Source organism: Burkholderia sp. Tr-20355 (assembly GCF_017104685.1).
Classification (GTDB): domain Bacteria; phylum Pseudomonadota; class Gammaproteobacteria; order Burkholderiales; family Burkholderiaceae; genus Burkholderia; species Burkholderia seminalis.
Map to the genome: position 1 here is coordinate 1 of NZ_JAAGPK010000158.1, position 17,996 is coordinate 17,996.

The 17,996-nt window shown below is 70.4% G+C and carries 17 protein-coding genes; 11 read left to right on the top strand and 6 right to left on the bottom strand.

Features of this window, described 5'->3' with window-relative positions; translation table 11 throughout:
• Positions 1–38: 38 nt before the first annotated feature.
• Positions 39–1,568: an ATP-binding protein gene (locus G3N62_RS28225; RefSeq protein WP_231750645.1), complete on the bottom strand. Its 1,530-nt coding sequence runs from the start codon at positions 1,566–1,568 to the stop codon at positions 39–41.
• Between the two features lie 195 nt (positions 1,569–1,763).
• On the opposite strand from G3N62_RS28225, the gene G3N62_RS28230 reads away from it, so the two are divergent.
• From G3N62_RS28230 to G3N62_RS28250, 5 genes are all read left to right on the top strand, one after another.
• Positions 1,764–2,957 carry an acyl-CoA dehydrogenase family protein gene (locus tag G3N62_RS28230; protein WP_124670853.1) on the top strand — a complete coding sequence of 398 codons (1,194 nt, stop codon included), beginning with the start codon at positions 1,764–1,766 and terminating at the stop codon, positions 2,955–2,957.
• Positions 2,958–3,040: 83 nt separating this feature from the next.
• Entirely contained in the window at positions 3,041–3,418 is a 378-nt protein-coding gene (locus tag G3N62_RS28235) for a hypothetical protein (RefSeq protein WP_034188314.1), read from the top strand.
• Positions 3,419–3,426: 8 nt separating this feature from the next.
• Positions 3,427–3,948 carry a nuclear transport factor 2 family protein gene (locus G3N62_RS28240; RefSeq protein WP_049028688.1) on the top strand — a complete coding sequence of 174 codons (522 nt, stop codon included), beginning with the start codon at positions 3,427–3,429 and terminating at the stop codon, positions 3,946–3,948.
• A gap of 31 nt (positions 3,949–3,979) precedes the next feature.
• Positions 3,980–5,104, top strand: a complete 1,125-nt coding sequence (locus tag G3N62_RS28245) for an amidase (RefSeq protein WP_124670852.1) — start codon at positions 3,980–3,982, stop codon at positions 5,102–5,104.
• Positions 5,105–5,163: 59 nt separating this feature from the next.
• A complete protein-coding gene (locus G3N62_RS28250; protein WP_049028194.1) occupies positions 5,164–5,907 on the top strand; it encodes an SDR family NAD(P)-dependent oxidoreductase in 744 nt (247 codons plus the stop codon).
• A gap of 16 nt (positions 5,908–5,923) precedes the next feature.
• On the opposite strand, the gene G3N62_RS28255 is transcribed toward G3N62_RS28250, so the two are convergent.
• A complete protein-coding gene (locus G3N62_RS28255) occupies positions 5,924–6,559 on the bottom strand; it encodes a response regulator (protein ID WP_059559628.1) in 636 nt (211 codons plus the stop codon).
• Positions 6,560–6,910: 351 nt separating this feature from the next.
• Here G3N62_RS28255 and hpaC point away from each other — a divergent pair, with 351 nt between their 5' ends.
• On the top strand, positions 6,911–7,456 hold the full coding sequence (gene hpaC, locus G3N62_RS28260; protein ID WP_034188318.1) for a 4-hydroxyphenylacetate 3-monooxygenase, reductase component: 546 nt from the start codon (positions 6,911–6,913) through the stop codon (positions 7,454–7,456).
• A gap of 11 nt (positions 7,457–7,467) precedes the next feature.
• On the opposite strand, the gene G3N62_RS28265 is transcribed toward hpaC, so the two are convergent.
• Entirely contained in the window at positions 7,468–8,718 is a 1,251-nt protein-coding gene (locus G3N62_RS28265) for a YbfB/YjiJ family MFS transporter (RefSeq protein ID WP_124670851.1), read from the bottom strand.
• Positions 8,719–9,205: 487 nt separating this feature from the next.
• On the opposite strand from G3N62_RS28265, the gene G3N62_RS36310 reads away from it, so the two are divergent.
• The gene (locus tag G3N62_RS36310) at positions 9,206–9,328 is read left to right on the top strand and encodes a hypothetical protein (RefSeq protein ID WP_006766865.1); all 123 of its coding nucleotides are present in this window, start codon (positions 9,206–9,208) and stop codon (positions 9,326–9,328) included.
• A gap of 58 nt (positions 9,329–9,386) precedes the next feature.
• Positions 9,387–10,340 (top strand): leucyl aminopeptidase, encoded by a 954-nt coding sequence (locus G3N62_RS28270; protein WP_124670850.1) that lies wholly within the window; start codon positions 9,387–9,389, stop codon positions 10,338–10,340.
• A gap of 20 nt (positions 10,341–10,360) precedes the next feature.
• Here the strand turns inward: G3N62_RS28270 and G3N62_RS28275 are convergent, their stop codons facing one another.
• Both G3N62_RS28275 and G3N62_RS28280 read right to left on the bottom strand, forming a co-directional pair.
• Positions 10,361–10,870, bottom strand: a complete 510-nt coding sequence (locus G3N62_RS28275; RefSeq protein ID WP_124608068.1) for an N-acetyltransferase — start codon at positions 10,868–10,870, stop codon at positions 10,361–10,363.
• A gap of 55 nt (positions 10,871–10,925) precedes the next feature.
• Entirely contained in the window at positions 10,926–11,957 is a 1,032-nt protein-coding gene (locus G3N62_RS28280) for an AraC family transcriptional regulator (RefSeq protein WP_049033181.1), read from the bottom strand.
• 239 nt (positions 11,958–12,196) lie between these two features.
• Here G3N62_RS28280 and G3N62_RS28285 point away from each other — a divergent pair, with 239 nt between their 5' ends.
• From G3N62_RS28285 to G3N62_RS28295, 3 genes are read left to right on the top strand one after another with little or no spacing between them, the layout of a single operon-like run.
• Entirely contained in the window at positions 12,197–13,915 is a 1,719-nt protein-coding gene (locus G3N62_RS28285) for a GMC family oxidoreductase N-terminal domain-containing protein (RefSeq protein ID WP_124670849.1), read from the top strand.
• Positions 13,902–16,352: an alpha/beta hydrolase fold domain-containing protein gene (locus tag G3N62_RS28290; RefSeq protein WP_124670848.1), complete on the top strand. Its 2,451-nt coding sequence runs from the start codon at positions 13,902–13,904 to the stop codon at positions 16,350–16,352. The genes G3N62_RS28285 and G3N62_RS28290 overlap by 14 nt, the downstream gene beginning before the upstream one ends.
• Positions 16,349–16,645, top strand: coding sequence for a transcriptional regulator (locus G3N62_RS28295; protein WP_049032874.1), 297 nt, complete (start codon positions 16,349–16,351; stop codon positions 16,643–16,645). The genes G3N62_RS28290 and G3N62_RS28295 overlap by 4 nt, the downstream gene beginning before the upstream one ends.
• 15 nt (positions 16,646–16,660) lie before the next feature.
• Here G3N62_RS28295 and G3N62_RS28300 read toward each other — a convergent pair.
• Positions 16,661–17,996: LssY C-terminal domain-containing protein (locus G3N62_RS28300; RefSeq protein WP_241013231.1), on the bottom strand; the 1,336-nt coding region annotated here is incomplete at its 5' end.

The window sequence follows — 17,996 nt, forward strand, 5'->3', positions numbered from 1 at the left end:
TGCCGGTGATCGGCATCGCCGAGGCCGCGACGCGGCGGCTACGCGGGTGCGCCGGCGAGCGGCAACGTCACGCGGCAGTCGAGCCCGCCGCCGCCGGCCGGGCTCGCGGCGATCCGCCCGCCGTGACGCGTGACGATGCTCTTGCACAGCGACAACCCGATGCCGTTGCCGCCGGCTTTCGACGACGAGAAGCCGTCGAACAACCGGTCGTGCGCACCTTCCGCGATGCCGGGACCGTTGTCGATCGCGCGCAGCTCCGCATGCCCGGCGAGGTTTGCCGTCGCGAGCGTCAGCGTACGCGGCAGGCGCTCGCAGCCGGCGAACGCCTCGATCGCGTTGAACGCGAGATTCAGGATCACCTGCCCGATCAGCACGCGCTCGCAGCGGATCGGCAGCGGCACGTCGGCCTGCACGAGCGCGACCGTCACGCCGGCTTCCTTCGCGCGCAGCTCGATGAAGTAAGCGACATCGGCAAGGATGTCGCGCAGGTCGGCGACCGCGACGACCGGCTCGCGCTTCACGATGAATTCGCGCACGCTCTTGATGATCAGCGCCGCGTGCTCGGCTTGCCGGTCCGCGCTGCGCAGCCCCCAGATCGCGTCCTCGACGGCGCCGTTGCCGTTCAGCCGCCGCACCGCGCCCTCGATGAAGTTGCGCACGGCCGCGAGCGGCTGGCTCAGCTCGTGCGCGATCACGCTCGCCATCTCCCCCATCGCGTTGTAGCGGCCCGCGTATTCGAGCATCCGCGCCTCCGCACGCCGCGCGTCCTCGATCGCGACTTCGTCGCTCACGTCGCGGAACTGCACGAGCAGCCCGTCGAGATCGCCTTCGATCTCGACCTGCCGGCACAGGATGCGCAGCCAGCACGGCGAGCCGTCGCGCCGCACGATCCGGTAGCGCTGCGGCGCGGACGGGTACGCCGACGGCGCATCGCGCAGTTGTGCGACGAGCCGGTCGCGATCGGCCGCGGAACAGTAGTCGAGCACCGCGCCGAGCGGTTCGTCGGGCGCGAGCCCGAGCACGCGGCGGCCCGATTCGCTGATGAACTGCACGCCGCCGTGCGGCGTCACGACCGCGATCCCTTCGTCGAGATCCTGCATGAACTCGCGCAGCCGCGCCTCGTAGCGGCGCAACTGCCGGCGAACCGCCTCTTCCGCGCTGATGTCGCGGAACTGCACCATCACGACGTCGCGCCCGCGCAGCGGCACGTAGGTCGCGGTGGCCTCCGACAGCATGTCGACGCCCGTTCGCGAGCGATAGCACCATTCGTACACCTGCGGCCCGTCGACGAGCGCGCGATCCCAGGCACTCACCGCGATCTCGCGCTGGTATTTCGGCTCGGGCCGCGTCATGTCCGGCGCCTTCAGCGGCAGCAACTCCTCGACGGAGAAACCGAGCGCGATGCACGCGGCGCGATTCGCCCACACGATCGCCTTCGTCCGCGCGTCGTGCAGCAGCACGCAGGTCGTCAGCGCGTCGAGCAGCCGGTGGAAATCGTCGTCGTCGGGGAAACTCATGATCGGATCCGGATGAAGGCGCGCGGCATCGCGCGGCCGGAAATCCAACATAGCACCGGCGCGCGCCGATCGCACCTGAAGATTTCTTTAGGCCGGCCCGGAACGTCACCAGTCGCACGGCCCAACGCACCAATTGCTGCGTGTTTTCGGCGTTTCTAGACTGGCTGCATCGTCGTGCCGCAGGTCCAGCCTCGCACGGCACGCATGCCATCCGCATCCGAACCCTTGTCCGCCCAGGAGACAACCATGCCGCAAGCCGCCCTCGCCATCGAACCCGCGCCGTCCTCGCCGTCCGTGGCAGGTTCCGTGGCCGCGCCGGTGTCGCCGCTCGACGCGGTGATCGAGACCGTCGCCGCGCGCCGCGAAGAATTCGACCGTCTGTCGCACGTGCCGCGCGACGTGATCGCGCTGTTCAAGCAGGCCGGCATCTATCGCGCGGGCACGCCGCGCCGCTTCGGCGGCGACGCGCTCGCGCCGACCGCGTTCCTCGACATGATCGAGCGCATCGCGACGGCCGACGGGTCGGCCGCGTGGGTCGCGAGCTTCGGCTCCGCGAACGTCTATCTCGCGGCGCTGCCGCTCGAGACGCAGGCCGAGCTGTACGCGAGCGGTCCCGACCAGGTGTTCGCGGGCGGCCTGTTCCCGGTGCAGCCGGCGCAGGCCGCGCCGGGCGGCTGGCGCGTGAACGGCACGTGGAAATTCGCGAGTGGCTGCAAGGGCGCCGACTGGCTCGGTGTCGGCATCGCCGTGCCGGGCGCACAGGACGCCGCACCGAACAAGCCGCGCACGGCCGTGTTCCGCGCGGCCGACGTCGAGATCGTCGAGAACTGGAACGTGGTCGGCATGCAGGGCACCGGCAGCCACGACCTGCGCATCGACGACCGCTTCGTGCCGGAAGCGTGGACCTTCGTACGCGGCGGCGAACCGACCGTCGACGAGCCGCTGTACCGCTACCCGACCGTCGCGTACGCGGCGCAGGTGCTGGCCGTCGTCAACCTCGGCCTCGCGCGCGCGGCGCTCGACGTCGTGAACCGGATGTCGGGTGGCCGGCAAACGACGACCGGCGCACCACGTCTCGCCGATCGCGCGTACTACCGCATCGAGCTCGCGAAGGCCGAGGCGCAACTGCGCTCGGCGCGCGCGTTTTTTTACGACGCGACCGACACCGTGTGGCGATCGATCCTCGCCGGCAATCCGGTGACGCCCGAGCAGGTCAGCCTGCTGCGGCTCGCGGCCACGCAGATCGCACGCGAAGGCGCGAGCGTCGTCGAACGCGCGTACCGCCTCGGCGGCACGGCGGCGATCTATCGCACGCATCCGCTGCAGCGGCTGCTGCGCGACGCGATGGTCGTCACGCAGCACGCGTTTCTCGGCGAAGGCAACTTCGACGGCGCGGGTGCGGTGTTCACCGGCGTGACGCCGTTTCCCGGCTATCTGTGACCCGTGTCGACCGAAGCCGTTCCTGAACACGCATGATCGCCGGCCGATTCATGCGCCCCATCGATTCCTCTGGAGAGCCCGATATGTCCGACCCGAATCCGCTGCCGCTGCGCGTCCTGTTCTGCTGCGGCGTGTCGCAGAACTTCTTCGACCTGCCGCGCGAGAAGATCGGCGAAGTGTGGCAGGCGTACGGTGCAATGCTCGCGGCCGTCGAAGCAATGCCCGGCGTGCGCGTGCTCGGCGTGATGGACGACGACCGCCTCGTGGTCGGCCAGGCCGACGGCGCGCCGTGGACGTTCTACATCATGGCCGACGTCGCCGATTTCGACACGACGGTCGCCGTCTGCAACCTGTATCGCACGACGCCCGTCGGCGAATACAACCTGTGGCGCTACGGCAAGATCGAGGCGCGCGTCGGCCGCGCGCTGACCGTGCCGCCGGCCGCGAAGCCCGCGGCGTGAGGCGCGCGATGAGCGACCTGCCGCCGGACCCGATCGATGCGCTCGTGCAGCGCCTGGCCGCGCTCGACGCCGAGCGCGCGGTGCGCGCGACGCTCACGCGCTACATGGCGCTGTGCGACGTGCCCGAGGATGCCGGCGACGGCCCGTCGCTCGCCGAACTGTTCACCGCCGACGCCGTGTGGGAAGGCATCGGCCCGCACTACGCGCGCAAGTTCGGCCGCCTCGAAGGCACCGCCGCGATCGTCGCGATGCTGGGCCGCTACCTGCCGCCCGACCCGCATTTCGCGGCGAACCTGCACTTCCTGACGTCGGAGTCGATCGAGATCGGCGCCGGCAACACGCGCGCGCGCGGCCGCTGGATCATGCTGCAGGCGTCGCGTTATGCGGGCGGTTCGGCCGAGCTGATCGCCGCGCGGCTGACCGTCGATTTCGCGCCGGCGGCCAGCGGCTCCGCGTGGCTGATCCGTCATTTCCGCACCGAACGCGTACTCGACGGCCCGTGGCCGCTCGCCGCCGCGCCACGGTCCTGATCCATTCCACCGCTTTCGCGCGATACCGACCATGACAGGCTTCATCGACACCTTCACGCTGGGCGGCCCCGGCCCCACGATCGCGATCAAGGACACGATCGACATCGCGGGCCATCCGACCCGCGCGGCCAGCCGCGCGCTCGCCGACGCGCCGCCGGCCGCACATCACGCGGACGTGGTCCGCCTGCTGCTCGACGCCGGCTGGCAGATTGCCGGCAAGGCGAACATGCACGAGCTCGCGTTCGGCATGACCGGCATCAACGACTACACGGGCACGCCCGTCAATCCGCAAGATGCGACGCGCATTCCCGGCGGCTCGTCGAGCGGGTCCGCGTCGCTCGTCGGGCTCGGCGCCGTCGACGCGGCGCTCGGCACCGACACCGGCGGCTCGATCCGGGGGCCGGCCGCGTGCTGCGGCGTGGCCGGCCTGAAGCCGACGTTCGGCCGCGTATCGCGCCGCGGCGTCGCGCCCGCCGACACGACGCTCGATTGCGTCGGGCCGTTTGCGCGCGATATCCGCACGCTGGCCGCGGTGATGGCCGCGATCGCACCGGGCTTCGATCGTGCGCAGGCCGCGGCATCCGCGGCAGGCTTTACCGTCGCGCACGTCACGGTCGAAGCCGATCCGGCCGTCGCGGCCGCGCTCGATGCGGCCGTTCGCGCCGCGGGCCTGCACGCGCACGCCGTCGTGCTCGACGACATGCCGGCCGCGTTCGCGGCGGGGCTCACCGTCATCAACGCGGAAACGTCGCGCGCGTTCGGCCATCTGATCGCGACGGGCCGGCTCGGCGCCGATCTCGATACGCGCCTGCGCACGGCCGCGACGACGACACCGGCCGCGCTCGCCGAAGCCGAAACCGTCCGCGCACGCTTCACCGCGCAGGTCGATGCCGCGCTCGAGCACGCCGACGTGCTGGTGCTGCCGACGCTGCCCGCGCTGCCGATCACGCTGCAGCAGGCACGCGACGGCGTGTCGGTCATCGCGATGTCGTCGCTGATCCGGCCGTTCAACCTGAGCGGCCATCCGGCGCTCAGCCTGCCGCTGCCGCTCGCCGGTTCGCCGCTGAAGGCCGGCCTGCAGATCGTCGGGCGCAAGGGCGCGGACGAACAGGTCTGCGCGATCGCGGCGCACTTCGAAGCGGCCCTCGCCGCATGAACCACGATACGGGCGCCGCTTCCACCGGCATGCGCCCGCGAACCAGGGAACCACGCACCATGTCAGATCGAGTCGTCCTCGTCACCGGCGCCGCGCGCGGGCTCGGCGCCGTCATCGCCGAGCGCTTCCATGCAGCCGGCTATCGCGTCGCACTGGCCGATATCGCCGCCGACGCCGTTCACGCGCACGCACGCGACCTCGACCCGAGCGGCGCCCGCGCGATCGCGCTGCCGCTCGACGTCACGTCGAAACGCGATTTCGAAGCCGCGCGCGATGCGCTCGTCGCACGCTGGGGCGCGATCGACGTGCTCGTCAACAATGCGGGCGCCTCGAAGGTCGTGCCGGCCATGGAGATCACGGCCGAGCAGTTCGACCAGGTGATCGACGTGAACCTGCGCAGCGTGCTGTTCGGCTGCCAGGTGTTCGGCCAGTACTTCGCGGCGCGCGGCGCGGGCCGCATCGTCAACATCGCGTCGCTCGCCGGACAGAACGGCGGCTCGGCGACGGGCGCGCACTATGCGGCCGCGAAAGGCGGCACGCTGACGCTGACCAAGGTGTTCGCGCGCGACCTCGCCGCGCAGGGCGTGACCGTCAACGCGATCTCGCCGGGCCCGCTCGACCTGCCGATCGTGTACGAGAGCGTCGCGCCGGAGAAGCTGCGCCAGGTGCTCGCGAGCCTGCCGGGCGGCAAGCTCGGGTCGGCCGGTTTCGTGGCGGATGCCGCCGTGCTGCTCGCGTCGGGCGACGCGCACTTCGCCAACGGGGCGTGCTGGGACATCAACGGCGGGTTGTACATGCGCTGAGCGCGGCAGGCAGGCCTTATCGCGACGACTCCCCGCCGTCGCCCCACACGACCATCACGTCGCGCACGAGCGCGGCGATCGACGTCGCGCCGAGCTTCTCCTTGATGCTCGCGCGATGCACGTCGACGGTCTTCACGCTGATCGACAGGTCCGACGCGATCTGCTTGCTGCCCTTGCCGTCCACGACGCCGCGCAGCACTTCCTTCTCCCGCGCGGTCAGCGCATCCAGCCGCTGGCGCAGCTCGCGGTGGCGCTGGCTCACCGCGTGCCGCTGCTGCGCGAGCCGCAGCGCGCGCTGCACGCGTTCGAGCATCTGCTGCGAGTTGTACGGCTTCTCGACGAAATCGATCGCGCCGTTCTGCAGCGCGCGCACCGACATCGGAATGTCGCCGTGCCCGCTGACGAAGATCACCGGCAACGTCGCGCCGCGGGCATTCAGTTCGGCCTGCACGTCGAAGCCGCTTTTCTCGGGCATCCGCACGTCGAGCACCAGGCACGCGGGCAGGTTCGCGTCGAAGCGCGCGAGAAACTCGCCCGCGTTCGCGAACCCTTCGGACGCAATGCCGACCGATTCGAGCAACCACGCGAGCGACGTCCGCATGCCGCCGTCGTCGTCGACGATGTATACGATCGGTGCGGGTGACGTCGTCATCGCGGGTGTCTCGCTGAATATCGGTATGGGTGTCGCACGCGCCGCGCGACAGGCCGGTGGCCGGCGGGTCGCGCGCGTCGTTCGCTGGGGGTGTGCGGCACATCATAACGAGCCGAAAACCCGCTGAATACCCTTTTGCGTGCCGCACGTCCGCCCAATCGCGCTTTTTTCGCGCGGCGCGGCGCGCATCTAGGTAGAACCTTTAGATGCGTTGGCGGGAACGCCATGTCCATCGTCAATCGTGCGAATGGTCGCCCGCATTTTCGCGACGTACGCTTGGATCATCGTCGGCGATCCGGCGCTGCCTCGACAGCGTGACGCGATCGCCGCCTTCGTCCAACAGGAGCACCCATGTCTTCCACGACCGATATCCCGCGACCGGCACGCGTCGAACCGACCGACACGCAGAAGGCCTTCCGCCAGGCGATGGCCCACCTCGGCGCGGCCGTCAACGTCATCACCACCGCCGGGCCGCACGGCCGCTGCGGGATCACCGCGAGCGCCGTGTGCTCCGTCACCGATACGCCGCCGACGCTGCTCGTGTGCCTGAACCGGTCGAGCGCGATGCACGCGACCTTCGAGCGCAACCGCCACGTCTGCATCAACGTGCTGCCGGCCGAGCACGAGCTGCTCGCGCGGCATTTCGCGGGACTCACCGACCTGCCGATGGCGCAGCGTTTCGAACTGCCCGTGTGGGATCGGGGCGAGCAGGACGTGCCCGTGCTGCGCGACGCGCTCGCCAGCCTGCAGGGCACGATCGCCGACATGAAGGAAGTCGGCTCTCATTCGGTGATGTTCATCGAGGCGACGTCGATCCGCGTGCGCGACGACGGCGACAGCCTCATCTACTTCAGCCGCGCGTTTCATCGCGTCTCGCGCACCGCGTACGTGCGGTGACGTTCGCGTGACTACGCGGGCGTCCGCAACGCGCGCTGGGCGGCCGCAAGCGCCGCGCCCGCGAACAGCGTCAGCGCCGAATACACGAGCCCGCGCGCGAGCCCCGCGCTGTCCGACACCCAGCCGATCGCGACCGGCCCCGCGATCTGGCCGAATGCGAAGACCGTCGTGAACGCGCTGATCCCCTTCGCCCAGCCGTCGGGCGGCAGGTTGTGCCGCACGAAGGCCGTCGTCGACGCGACGGCCGACAGGAACGTCGCGCCGAACAGCACGCCCGACGCGAACGCGGCGGCCGGATGCACGAACATCGCGGGCATCAGCGTCGCGATGCCGAGCAGCGCGTTGAGCACCGCGAGCGCCTGCCCGCCGCGCATCCGGTCGAGCAGCCCCGACCACAGCCGCGCCGACACGACGGTCGCGACGCCGAGCATCACGTAGAACGCGGCGACCACCGTGCCGCTCATGCCCGCGCCGCGCAGCAGCGCGACGATGAACGTCATGTAGCCGATGTAGCCGACGCCGAACAGGCCGTAGCCGGCCAGCGCGAGTCCGAAACGGGCCGCGCGCGCGGTTGCCGCCGGTGCCGTGCCGTCGCGCGGCCTCGCCGGTGCCGCGTGTGCGCGCTCGATGCGATGCGCGGCCGCGATGGCCACCGCCGAGAACAGCACGCAGGCGAGCGCGAGCGCGAACCACGCGGCCTGCCAGCCGTGCACGCCATGCGTGAGCGTGGCCGGCACGAGCAGCGACGACGCGACGATGCCCCACCCCGTACCGCCGTAATAGAGGCCGAGCAGCAGCCCCGCATCGCGCGGCGACGCCGACGCGAGCCGCGCGGCCAGCACGCCGCCGCTGATGAAGATCAGCGCGCTGCCGATACCCGTTGCGAGCCGCTGCGCGAGCAGCGCGTGCATGCCGGACGTGAGCCCGCAGGTCGCCATCAGCACCACGGTCGACGCGCAGCCGGCCGCCAGCAGTGCGCCCGCGCGCCAGCGCCGCGACAGCAGCGGAAACGCCAGCGCGCCGACCAGGTAGCCGGCCGCGTTCGCGGTATTCAGCGCGCCGGCCTGCGCGAAGGTCCAGCCGAGATCGGCCTTCATCGGCGGCAGCAGCAGCGCATACGAAAAGCGTGCGAGGCCGAGCGCGATCGCGCTGCCGAGCGACAGGCCGATCGCGAGCCGCCACGCGGCCATGCGGTCGGGATCGGTGGTGCCGGCGGCCGGCTGCGTCGGGCCGGCGCGCTCCGGTTGCGGCGCTGCACGCATCGGGTCGTCTCCATCGTTGTGATGCCGTCCTGACGACGGCGCACGCGGCCGCGGCCGTCGCGCAAGATCGTCAGATGGTGCCAGAAAACCGGAGGCATCGCCGCACGCGGGCCCGCGCGCAATATGCGCGTGATACGCGTGCGCGATCGTCTTTCATGAATCACGCAATGCGAAATAATCGACGCCATTGCACGTCGAATTATAAAAAAAACGGCCGAATGCATTAATCGAACGAAATCCCGATAATTGGAAAATCAGGTCGGTCCCGTTATTCGATTTATCGGCCTCCTTTGCCCGTCGACCTCGAGAAAATGCCGGTGTTTAGCACGCTTTGGCTAAAAACGTCGCAATGCATTGCATTAACAAAATCGTCAGACTAATATCGACGCCACTTGTCCGGCATTCACGAAATACCGAACAAGGAGCGGCAAGATTTTCTACCGCACTTTCATGTTGAATCACTCATGTTCACCACAGGAGAATTGACATGCAGGACACCCAGCAGATCGAATTGCTTGACTGGATGCAGGAAGACACGCACCCCGAGGCCGTCGACATGATGGTCGAGGACGCCGTGGTGCCGTTCGGCACCGCGCTCTGGCCGGTCTGAGCGGGCCACCCGTTCTCGCGGAAGGGCCTCGGCCCTTCCGCCGCTTCCGGAGATACGCATGCTGAACCTGCACCGCGCGCTCGGGTTTCACCCCGCGCTGCGCGACAAGCTGGCGCGCGGCGAGTCGGGAAAACTGCTGGTCGGCCATGACACCCGCAACCGCGACATCGCGTTGCGCGCGTTTTCCGCCCTGCCCAATTCGCTCGACGCCACGACCCTCTGCCTCGAAAGCACCCCGCCCGCCGACATCGCCGCCGCGCTCAATGACGCCGACCTGTTCGTGCTGCTGTACGACTCGTCGTGCCTGCCGACACCCTCGCCGAGCGGGCCGCCGTTCCTCGCCGCGATCCGCCCCGCGATCGTCGAGCACTGGAGCAAGTCGGTCTTGTTCAAGGATTACGGCCCGCATCTCGACGAAGCCTTCGCCGAATCGCTCGACGACATCGCCGCACGCAACGGCCGGTTGATCGACGCGGCCGCACGCGCGTCACGGATCCGCTTCATCGACGAAGCCGGCAACACGCTGACGGGCTCGCTCGCACCGGACCAGAAATGGACGAGCGTCGACGGCATGGGCAACCTCGACGTCGTGCCCGGCGAGATCGCGACGCACGTGACCGACCTGAACGGCTCGGTCGTGTTCAGCGGCACGTTTCTCGGCACCGTGCCGTTCGCGATCAAGTACAAGGTGGCCGAGCGGCTCGCGACGCTGCGAGTCGAGAACAGCACGATCGTCGATTTCGACACCGACGATGCCGGCTTTCGACGCGATTTCACGACCTATCTCGACCGGCACGCGAACCACCGACGCATCGAGGAATTCGGCATCGGCACGAACCTCGGCATCCGCGGGCTGTACGGCCGCAACGCCGGGTTCGAGGAACGCCATCCGGGCCTGCATCTCGGGCTCGGCGGCGGCGAAAACGGCAGCCATCACCTCGACCTGATCTTCGCGCGCGGCACGCTCGCGCTCGACGAACGGATCGTGTTCGACGGCGCGTTCGCCGTCTGACGACGGGGCGGCTTGCGGGCTCAGGCTTCGGCGGCGGGCGTGTCGCCGAGCCACTTGAACATCACGAGGCAATCGACGAAGCCGAGCCGCGCGTGGCGGTACGCGCGCGGCAGGCGGCCGACGATCTCGAATCCCAGCTTCCGCCACAGCGCGACCGCGACCTCGTTCGTCGCGACCACCGAGTTGAACTGCATCGCGAGGAAACCGCGCTCGCGCGCGACCTGCTGCGAGTGTTCGCACATCAGGCGCGCGACGCCGCGGCCGCGCGCGGCCTCGCTCACCATGTAGCCGCAGTTGCTCACGTGCTTGCCGGGGCCGGCCGCGTTCGCCTTCAGGTAGTACGAGCCGAGCACCACGCCGTCCTCCTCGGCGATCCACGTGCAAAGCGGCGCGTCGAGCCACAGCGCGCGCGCCGCTTCCCGTGTCGGCGCGGGATCGAATGCATAGGTTTCCTGAGCGGCGACGATGGCGCGATAGGTCGGCCAGAAGCGCGGGAAATCGTCGTCGGTCATCGGGCGAATCGTGATCATGCGGGTTCTCTCGTGAGGGGGATGTCGGCAGGCAAGCGGTCGATCGTACCGCGATTCATCGGCGGTCGCCGGCCCGCCGCGCCGCACTGCGATACGCGCCCGGCGGCACGCCGTACCAGCGCTTGAACGCCTGCGAGAAACTCGACAGGTCGCTGAAGCCGAGCCGCTCGGCCACCTCCGCGAGCGACAGCCGCGCATCGCCGAGCAATGTCTCGGCCATCGCGCCGCGCGCCTGCGCGAGCAGCGTGCGAAACGTCGTGCCCTCCTCCTGCAGCCGGCGCTTGAGCGTGCGCGGGCTCGTGTTCATCAGCCGCGCCATGTCCTCGAGCGAAAACGGCGCACCGCCGGCCGTCGAGCCCAGGTACTGGCGCACCATCTCCGACGTGCCCACGCGCGCGCGCCGCGCTTCGACGAGTTGCCCGCACATCTGCTCGCACATCGACACCGTCAGCGGATTCGCATGCGGCAGCGGCCGGTCGAGAAACGCGCGGTCGAACGCGAGGCTGTTCGCGCGCGCCGAGAAGGCCGGCTCGATGCCGGCGATGCGCGGCGCGACGAGCGACGGCGAACGCGCGGCCTGCAGCGTGAAGCGCGACAACGCGAAATCGCCGCTGGCGATTTCCTGCAGCAGCACGGCAGCAGCCGTCATGTCGCGCTCGACGAGGAACCGGCTCAGGTCGCCGTCGAGTTCCGGCGCGCCGAAGTTGAGCACGCCCGTATCGGGCGCCTCGCGGTACGTGATGACGGTGTATGCATACGTGAGCGGCAGGAAGCGCATCGCCAGCGCGAGCGCGTCGCGCCCGGTCGCGCTCGCGATCAGCCCGTAGCCCCACACGCCGTACGCGGAGAAGTGATAGCGCAGGCCGACCTCGAAGCCGAGGCCCTGCGCGCGGCCGAGCGCGCGCAGCAGGTTGCCGGTCAGCCGCAGCTCCTGTGCGGCCGTCACCTCGACCTTCGGATCGTCGAGCTGCGCATCCGCCAGGCCGGTACCGGCCAGCAGCGTCGCGTGCGGCACGCCGCGTTCGTCGCCGAAATCGACCAGCAGCCGGGCGCTGGCCGGACTCCGGGTGAAATCCCAGAAGCTCATGCGGAGAAACCCTCGAAGCGCCGATTTGGCCCAAATACTAAAACAATTGTCCCCAAGCAGCATTGGTGTTTCCCCGTGCGGCCCGCACCATCGGCGTCATCCAGTCGTCACCCGAACGACGCCATCGCCCCAGGAGGAGACACCATGCGACCGAGCCGCCCGACCGATCCCGCCGCCTGCGCCCCCGTGCCGGCGCACGTCGGCTGATCCATCGACTACCGAACGAAGGAGACGATTCCATGAGCAAGACGTTCGACTACATCGTCGTCGGCGGCGGATCGGGCGGCTGCGTCGTCGCCGGGCGCCTGACCGAGGACCCGGCCGTGACCGTATGCGTGCTGGAGGCCGGCGGCCGCGGCGACGGCGCGCTCGTCAACGTGCCGACCGGCGCGGTCGCGATGATGTCCACGCACCTGAACAACTGGGCGTTCGACACGGTGCCGCAGCCCGGGCTCGGCGGGCGCATCGGCTACCAGCCGCGCGGCAGGGCGCTCGGCGGATCGTCGGCGATCAACGCGATGGTCTACATCCGCGGCCATCGTGTCGACTACGACGGCTGGGCCGCGCTCGGCAACGAAGGCTGGGGGTACGACGACGTGCTGCCGTACTTCCGCCTGAGCGAGCACAACGAGCGCTTCGACGATGCATGGCACGGCCGCGACGGCCCGCTGTGGGTCAGCGACCTGCGCACCGGCAACCCGTTCCATGCGCGCTACCTGGAAGCCGCGCGACAGGCCGGCCTGCCGCTCACCGACGATTTCAACGGTGCGCGGCAGGAGGGCATCGGGATCTACCAGGTCACGCAGAAGCACGGCGAACGCTGGAGCGCGGCGCGCGCGTACCTGCTGCCGCATCTCGGCCGCCGCGACAACCTGACGGTCGAGACGCACGCGCAGGTGCTGCGCATCCTGTTCGACGGCACGCGCGCGATCGGCGTCGAGGTCCGCCAGCACGGCGAGGTCCGCACGCTGCGCGCGCGGCGCGAAGTCGTGCTCGCGGCCGGCGCGCTGCAGACGCCGCAGTTGCTGATGCTGTCGGGCGTCGGCCCGGGCCGCGCACTCCGGCAGTTCGGCATCGCGGTGCAGGCGGACCTGCCCGGCGTCGGGCGCAACCTGCAGGATCATCCGGATTTCATCTTCGGCTATCGCACGCGCAGCGTCGACACGATGGGCGTGTCCGCACGCGGCGGCCTGCGGATGCTGCGCGAGTTCGCGCGCTTTCGCCGCGAACGGCGCGGGATGCTGACGTCGAATTTCGCGGAAGGCGGCGGGTTCCTGAAAACGCGCGCCGATCTCGCCGCGCCGGACATCCAGCTGCATTTCGTCGTCGCGCTCGTCGACGACCATGCGCGCAAGCTGCATGCCGGCCACGGGCTGTCGTGCCACGTGTGCCTGCTGCGGCCGCGCAGCCGCGGCTCGGTCACGCTGAACAGCGCCGATCCGCTCGCGGCGCCGCGCATCGACCCCGCGTTCTTCGACGATCCGCGCGACGTCGACGACATGGTCGCGGGCTTCCGCATCACGCGCCGGCTGATGGAAGCACCGGCGCTCGCGAGCTGGATCACGCGCGACCTGTTCACCGCGAACGTGACGACCGACGACGAGATCCGCGACGTGCTGAGGCGGCGCACCGACACCGTGTATCACCCGGTCGGCACCTGCCGGATGGGGCACGACGCACTCGCCGTCGTCGATCCGCAACTGCGCGTGCGCGGCCTGCAGGGGCTGCGCATCGTCGATGCGTCGGTGATGCCGACGCTGATCGGCGGCAACACCAACGCGCCGACGATCATGATCGCCGAGAAGGCCGTCGACCTGATGCGCGGCGTGTGCCGCGTGCCGGACCGGCCGCATGCCGGCGAGACCGTCAGGACAGCGACGGATTGCGATTCCGCCCGTGCCGCGCGCGCGGCACACGACGTCATCCAGCCCGAGGAAACCCGCCATGCTGTCGCCTGATCCTTCCCGTTGCGCCGGCTCCGCCGCACCGCTTGCCGCGATCATCATTGGCGCCGGCTTCGCCGGCATCGGCATGGCCGTCGCGCTGCAACGCGCCGGCATCCACGATTTCGTGATCGTCGAACGCTCGCACGACGTCGGCGGCGTATGGCGCGACAACAGCTACCCGGGCGCCGCGTGCGACGTGCCCTCGCACCTGTATTCGTTTTCGTTCGAACCGAATCCGGCCTGGTCCCGCGTGTTCGCGCCGCAGCCGGAAATTCACGCATACCTGCAGCATTGCGCACGCAAGTACGGGCTCGCACGCCACCTGCGCTTCGGCGCCGAAGTCGGGCACGCGCGCTACGACGAAACCGGTGCGCTGTGGCACGTCACGCTCGTCGACGGCACGACGCTCAGCGCCGCCCTGCTCGTCAGCGGCACCGGCCAGTTGAGCCGCCCGGCGATGCCCGACCTGCCCGGCATCGACACGTTCCGCGGCCGCGCGTTCCACTCCGCGCACTGGGATCACGACTATTCGCTCGCCGGCAAGCGCGTGGCCGTGGTCGGCACCGGCGCGTCGGCGATCCAGTTCGTCCCGGCGATCGCCGGCAGCGTGCGGCACCTGACCGTGTTCCAGCGTTCGCCGGCCTACGTGATACCGCGTCCCGACCGCGCGTATCGCCCGTGGGAAAAGGCGATGTTTCGCCGGATGCCGTGGGCGATGAAGCTGCATCGCGCATGGATCTACACCCGCTACGAATCGCGTGCGATCGCGTTCACGCGCCTGCACGGGCTGATGAAGGTGGCGGTCGGTCGGCCGTTCCGCAAGCTGCTCGCGCGCGACGTGCCGGACCCCGCGTTGCGCGCCCGGCTCACGCCCGACTACCCGATCGGCTGCAAGCGCCTCCTGCTGTCGAGCGAATACCTCGCGACGATGAGCCGCGACAACGTCGCGCTCGTCACGCAACGCATCCGGCGCGTGACCGAGGACGGCATCGAAACCGTCGACGGCGTCCAGCATCCGGTCGACGCGATCGTCTACGGCACGGGGTTCGCGGCAACCGAATTCCTGTCGCCGATGCGCATCACGGGCCGCGACGGGCTCGACCTGAACGACGCGTGGCGACGCGGCGCGCAGGCGTATCTCGGGCTCACCGTGCCCGGCTTCCCGAACTTCTTCATGCTGTACGGCCCGAACACCAACCTCGGGCACAACTCGATCGTCTACATGCTCGAAAGCCAGATCGCGCACGTGATGCGCTGCGTGCGGGCGATGCGGCGCGACGGCGCGCGCGAGATCGACGTCGATACGCGCCGCTACCGGCGCTTCAACGCGCACGTGCAGCAGCGGCTCGCCGGTTCGGTCTGGAGCGGCTGCAAGAGCTGGTACGTCGATGCAACGGGGCACAACAGCACGAACTGGCCGGGTTTCACGCTGACCTACCGGTGGATCACGCGTGTCGGCGGCATGTCCGCATACCGCTTCACGCGCCCGTTGCCCGAGTCGGCCGCGGCAGCGCACGGCACGGTGATCGCGCCGCCGGCCGGTCGGCTGGAGGCGCTCGCCGCCGCTTCGCTGCGCGGCTTCCTGCGCGTTGCGTTCCGGCCGCTGATCGGGCCGCCGTTCGGTGCACGCACGCAGCGCCGCGTCGTCGCGCTGCTGTCGCCGCTGATGCCCGGTGCCGGCGGCACGCTGCGCTATCGCACGTCCGCGCACCACGTGCCGGTCGAAGTCGTCGCGCCGAAACGCGGCGACACGGGTGGCGCGATCCTGTATCTCCACGGCGGAGCATTCTGCCTCGGCGGCCCGCATACGCATCGCGGCGTGACGACGCGGCTCGCGAACGATGCCGGCCTGCCGGTGTGGGTGCCCGATTACCGCCTTGCGCCCGAGCATCCGAGCCCGGCCGCGCTCGACGATGCGCTCGCGGTGTACGACGCGATGCGCGCGCAGGGTCATGCGCCGCACCGGATCGTGATCGCCGGCGACTCGGCCGGCGGTGCGCTGGCCCTCTCACTCGCCATTGCGCTGCGCGAGCGCGGCGATCCGGCCGCCGCCGCGCTGCTGCTGATCTCGCCCGTGACCGACCCGGCGCTCGGCGGTCCGACGCTGGCCTCGCGCCGCCGCGACGATCCGATGATCCGGCGCGGCTGGCTCGAACAGGGGCTGCGCTGGTATCACGGCGCCGGCTCGACCGCCGCGCGCGGCCCGCTCGACACCGACCTGCGCGGTCTGCCGCCGATGCTGATTCAGGCCGGCGACCAGGAGGTGCTGCTGTCGGATGCGCAACGGCTGGCGGATCACGCACGCGCGTGCGGCGTGCCGTGCCGGCTGGAGATTCACGCGGCGCGCTGGCACGTGTTTCATCTGCAGGCGTTCTACCTGCGCTCGGCGCGCGATGCACTGCGCACGCTGGCGGGATTTGCGTCGGCACGGGTGGCCGCGAGCGCGTGACGATCGGGCGGCAATGCGCGGCGAGCGGCGCGTGCGCGGTGGCCTATCTGCGCGTCGCGATGGAATCGCTCGACGATCCCGACAATCGCGCGGCCGGCCTGCTCGCGCTGCGCACGGTCGCGGAAGCCTATGGCGGGCTCGGCGCGGTCGCGGCCGAAGCCGGCATCAGCCGCGAATCGCTGTATCGCACGCTGTCCCCGAACGGCAACCCGACGCGGAAAACCCTGCTCGCGGTGCTCAAGACCGTCGGCCTGCGCCGGTCCGTCGTCCTGGCCCAGCCGGAGCATGCATGAGCGGCGCGCGCCCGCTCACGGCCTGACCATCCACACGAGCAGCATCCCGGCCGGCGCGGCCGTCATCCCCGCCGGCGGACGCTCGATCGTCGGCTCGACCGCCAGCGCCTGCGCGATTGCCGCCGCATCGTGGATCGGCGTCGTGCGCACGATCGTCATCAGCCGCGCCGGCCGGTGCAGCGCCTCGCGATACAGCGCGCCGTACCACAGCGGCCGCATGCCGAGCGCGTCCTCCAGCACGTACGGATAGCGCCACAGCCGCAGCACGAGGCGGCTGTCCGGATGGGCCGGATCGACGCGGACGAACACGCGGCGCGTGCTTTCGCCATGCGTATAGCGCGGCAGCACGGGCAGCGCGTCGGCCGGCGCCTGCGGCAACAGCCAGCGCAACGCGGTGGCCGGCGACCACGGCGTCGCGCGCTGCCAGCCGGCCTGCGCGAGATGCCGGTCGAGCGTGTCCGATGTCGCGCTCCATTGCAACGGCAGATATTCCTCGCGATCGCCGCCGATCTCGGTGCGCCGCATCGGCACGCGCTGCCACCCGCCGTGCAGCCACTGATCGACCGTCATCGCCACCACGTCGCCGACATGCGGGCGCGCCGCGCGCTCGAGCTGCCATTGCGCGGGAACCGTCCATACGCCGGCCGTCGCGAGCACCACGACCACCGCGACCAGCGCGCCGCGCGGCTGCACCTGCTCGCGCACGCGCCAGTATGCATAGGCGCCGGCGAGCAGCGCGAACCAGGCCAGCCCGAGACTCCAGCCGCCGAGCAGGCCCGACAGCCAGGTGTCGCCAACATAGAGCCGCGCGAAACCGCCGAGCACGATCCACAGCACGACCGCCGTCACGACCGGAATGCGCCATCGCGCGGGCCGGTCGCGCGTGAGCACCCAGCCGAGGCCGCTGCTCGCGAGGATCGCGAACGCGGCGTCGGCATCGGGCAACGGCAGGTGCAGCGCGCCGGGCGGCAGGCTCGCGGGCGTCGCGCCCGGCACGCCCGCGCCGAACGCCGGCACGAGCACGACCGCCACACCGACCGTCGCGAGCCACCACGCGGACGTCAGCCAGCAGCGATGGATCATCAGCCAGACGAGGAACGCGGCCGCGACGATCAGCCCCGTGTCGTGCCCGTGCAGCACGGCAAGCGCACTCATCGCGGCGTCGACGGGCGGCGTGCGCAGGTTCTGCAGGAACGCATACAGCGCGATGTCCGCGTGCATCAGCGGATCGTTCGCGACGACATCCCGCACCATCCCCGCGAACAGCCACACGCAGCCGGCGAACAGCAGCGCGAGCACGGGCACCGCGCCCGGCAGGCCGCGCACGTCCGCGATCGCGTCGTGCAGCCGC

What these genes read in the sequence shown, in the direction of transcription:
- G3N62_RS28225 (WP_231750645.1), bottom strand. Translation starts at nt 1,568, where the DNA reads ATGTTGGATTTCCGGCCGCGCGATGCCGCGCGCCTTCATCCGGATCCG.
- G3N62_RS28230 (WP_124670853.1), top strand. Translation starts at nt 1,764, where the DNA reads ATGCCGCAAGCCGCCCTCGCCATCGAACCCGCGCCGTCCTCGCCGTCC.
- G3N62_RS28235 (WP_034188314.1), top strand. Translation starts at nt 3,041, where the DNA reads ATGTCCGACCCGAATCCGCTGCCGCTGCGCGTCCTGTTCTGCTGCGGC.
- G3N62_RS28240 (WP_049028688.1), top strand. Translation starts at nt 3,427, where the DNA reads ATGAGCGACCTGCCGCCGGACCCGATCGATGCGCTCGTGCAGCGCCTG.
- G3N62_RS28245 (WP_124670852.1), top strand. Translation starts at nt 3,980, where the DNA reads ATGACAGGCTTCATCGACACCTTCACGCTGGGCGGCCCCGGCCCCACG.
- G3N62_RS28250 (WP_049028194.1), top strand. Translation starts at nt 5,164, where the DNA reads ATGTCAGATCGAGTCGTCCTCGTCACCGGCGCCGCGCGCGGGCTCGGC.
- G3N62_RS28255 (WP_059559628.1), bottom strand. Translation starts at nt 6,559, where the DNA reads ATGACGACGTCACCCGCACCGATCGTATACATCGTCGACGACGACGGC.
- hpaC (WP_034188318.1), top strand. Translation starts at nt 6,911, where the DNA reads ATGTCTTCCACGACCGATATCCCGCGACCGGCACGCGTCGAACCGACC.
- G3N62_RS28265 (WP_124670851.1), bottom strand. Translation starts at nt 8,718, where the DNA reads ATGCGTGCAGCGCCGCAACCGGAGCGCGCCGGCCCGACGCAGCCGGCC.
- G3N62_RS36310 (WP_006766865.1), top strand. Translation starts at nt 9,206, where the DNA reads ATGCAGGACACCCAGCAGATCGAATTGCTTGACTGGATGCAGGAAGAC.
- G3N62_RS28270 (WP_124670850.1), top strand. Translation starts at nt 9,387, where the DNA reads ATGCTGAACCTGCACCGCGCGCTCGGGTTTCACCCCGCGCTGCGCGAC.
- G3N62_RS28275 (WP_124608068.1), bottom strand. Translation starts at nt 10,870, where the DNA reads ATGATCACGATTCGCCCGATGACCGACGACGATTTCCCGCGCTTCTGG.
- G3N62_RS28280 (WP_049033181.1), bottom strand. Translation starts at nt 11,957, where the DNA reads ATGAGCTTCTGGGATTTCACCCGGAGTCCGGCCAGCGCCCGGCTGCTG.
- G3N62_RS28285 (WP_124670849.1), top strand. Translation starts at nt 12,197, where the DNA reads ATGAGCAAGACGTTCGACTACATCGTCGTCGGCGGCGGATCGGGCGGC.
- G3N62_RS28290 (WP_124670848.1), top strand. Translation starts at nt 13,902, where the DNA reads ATGCTGTCGCCTGATCCTTCCCGTTGCGCCGGCTCCGCCGCACCGCTT.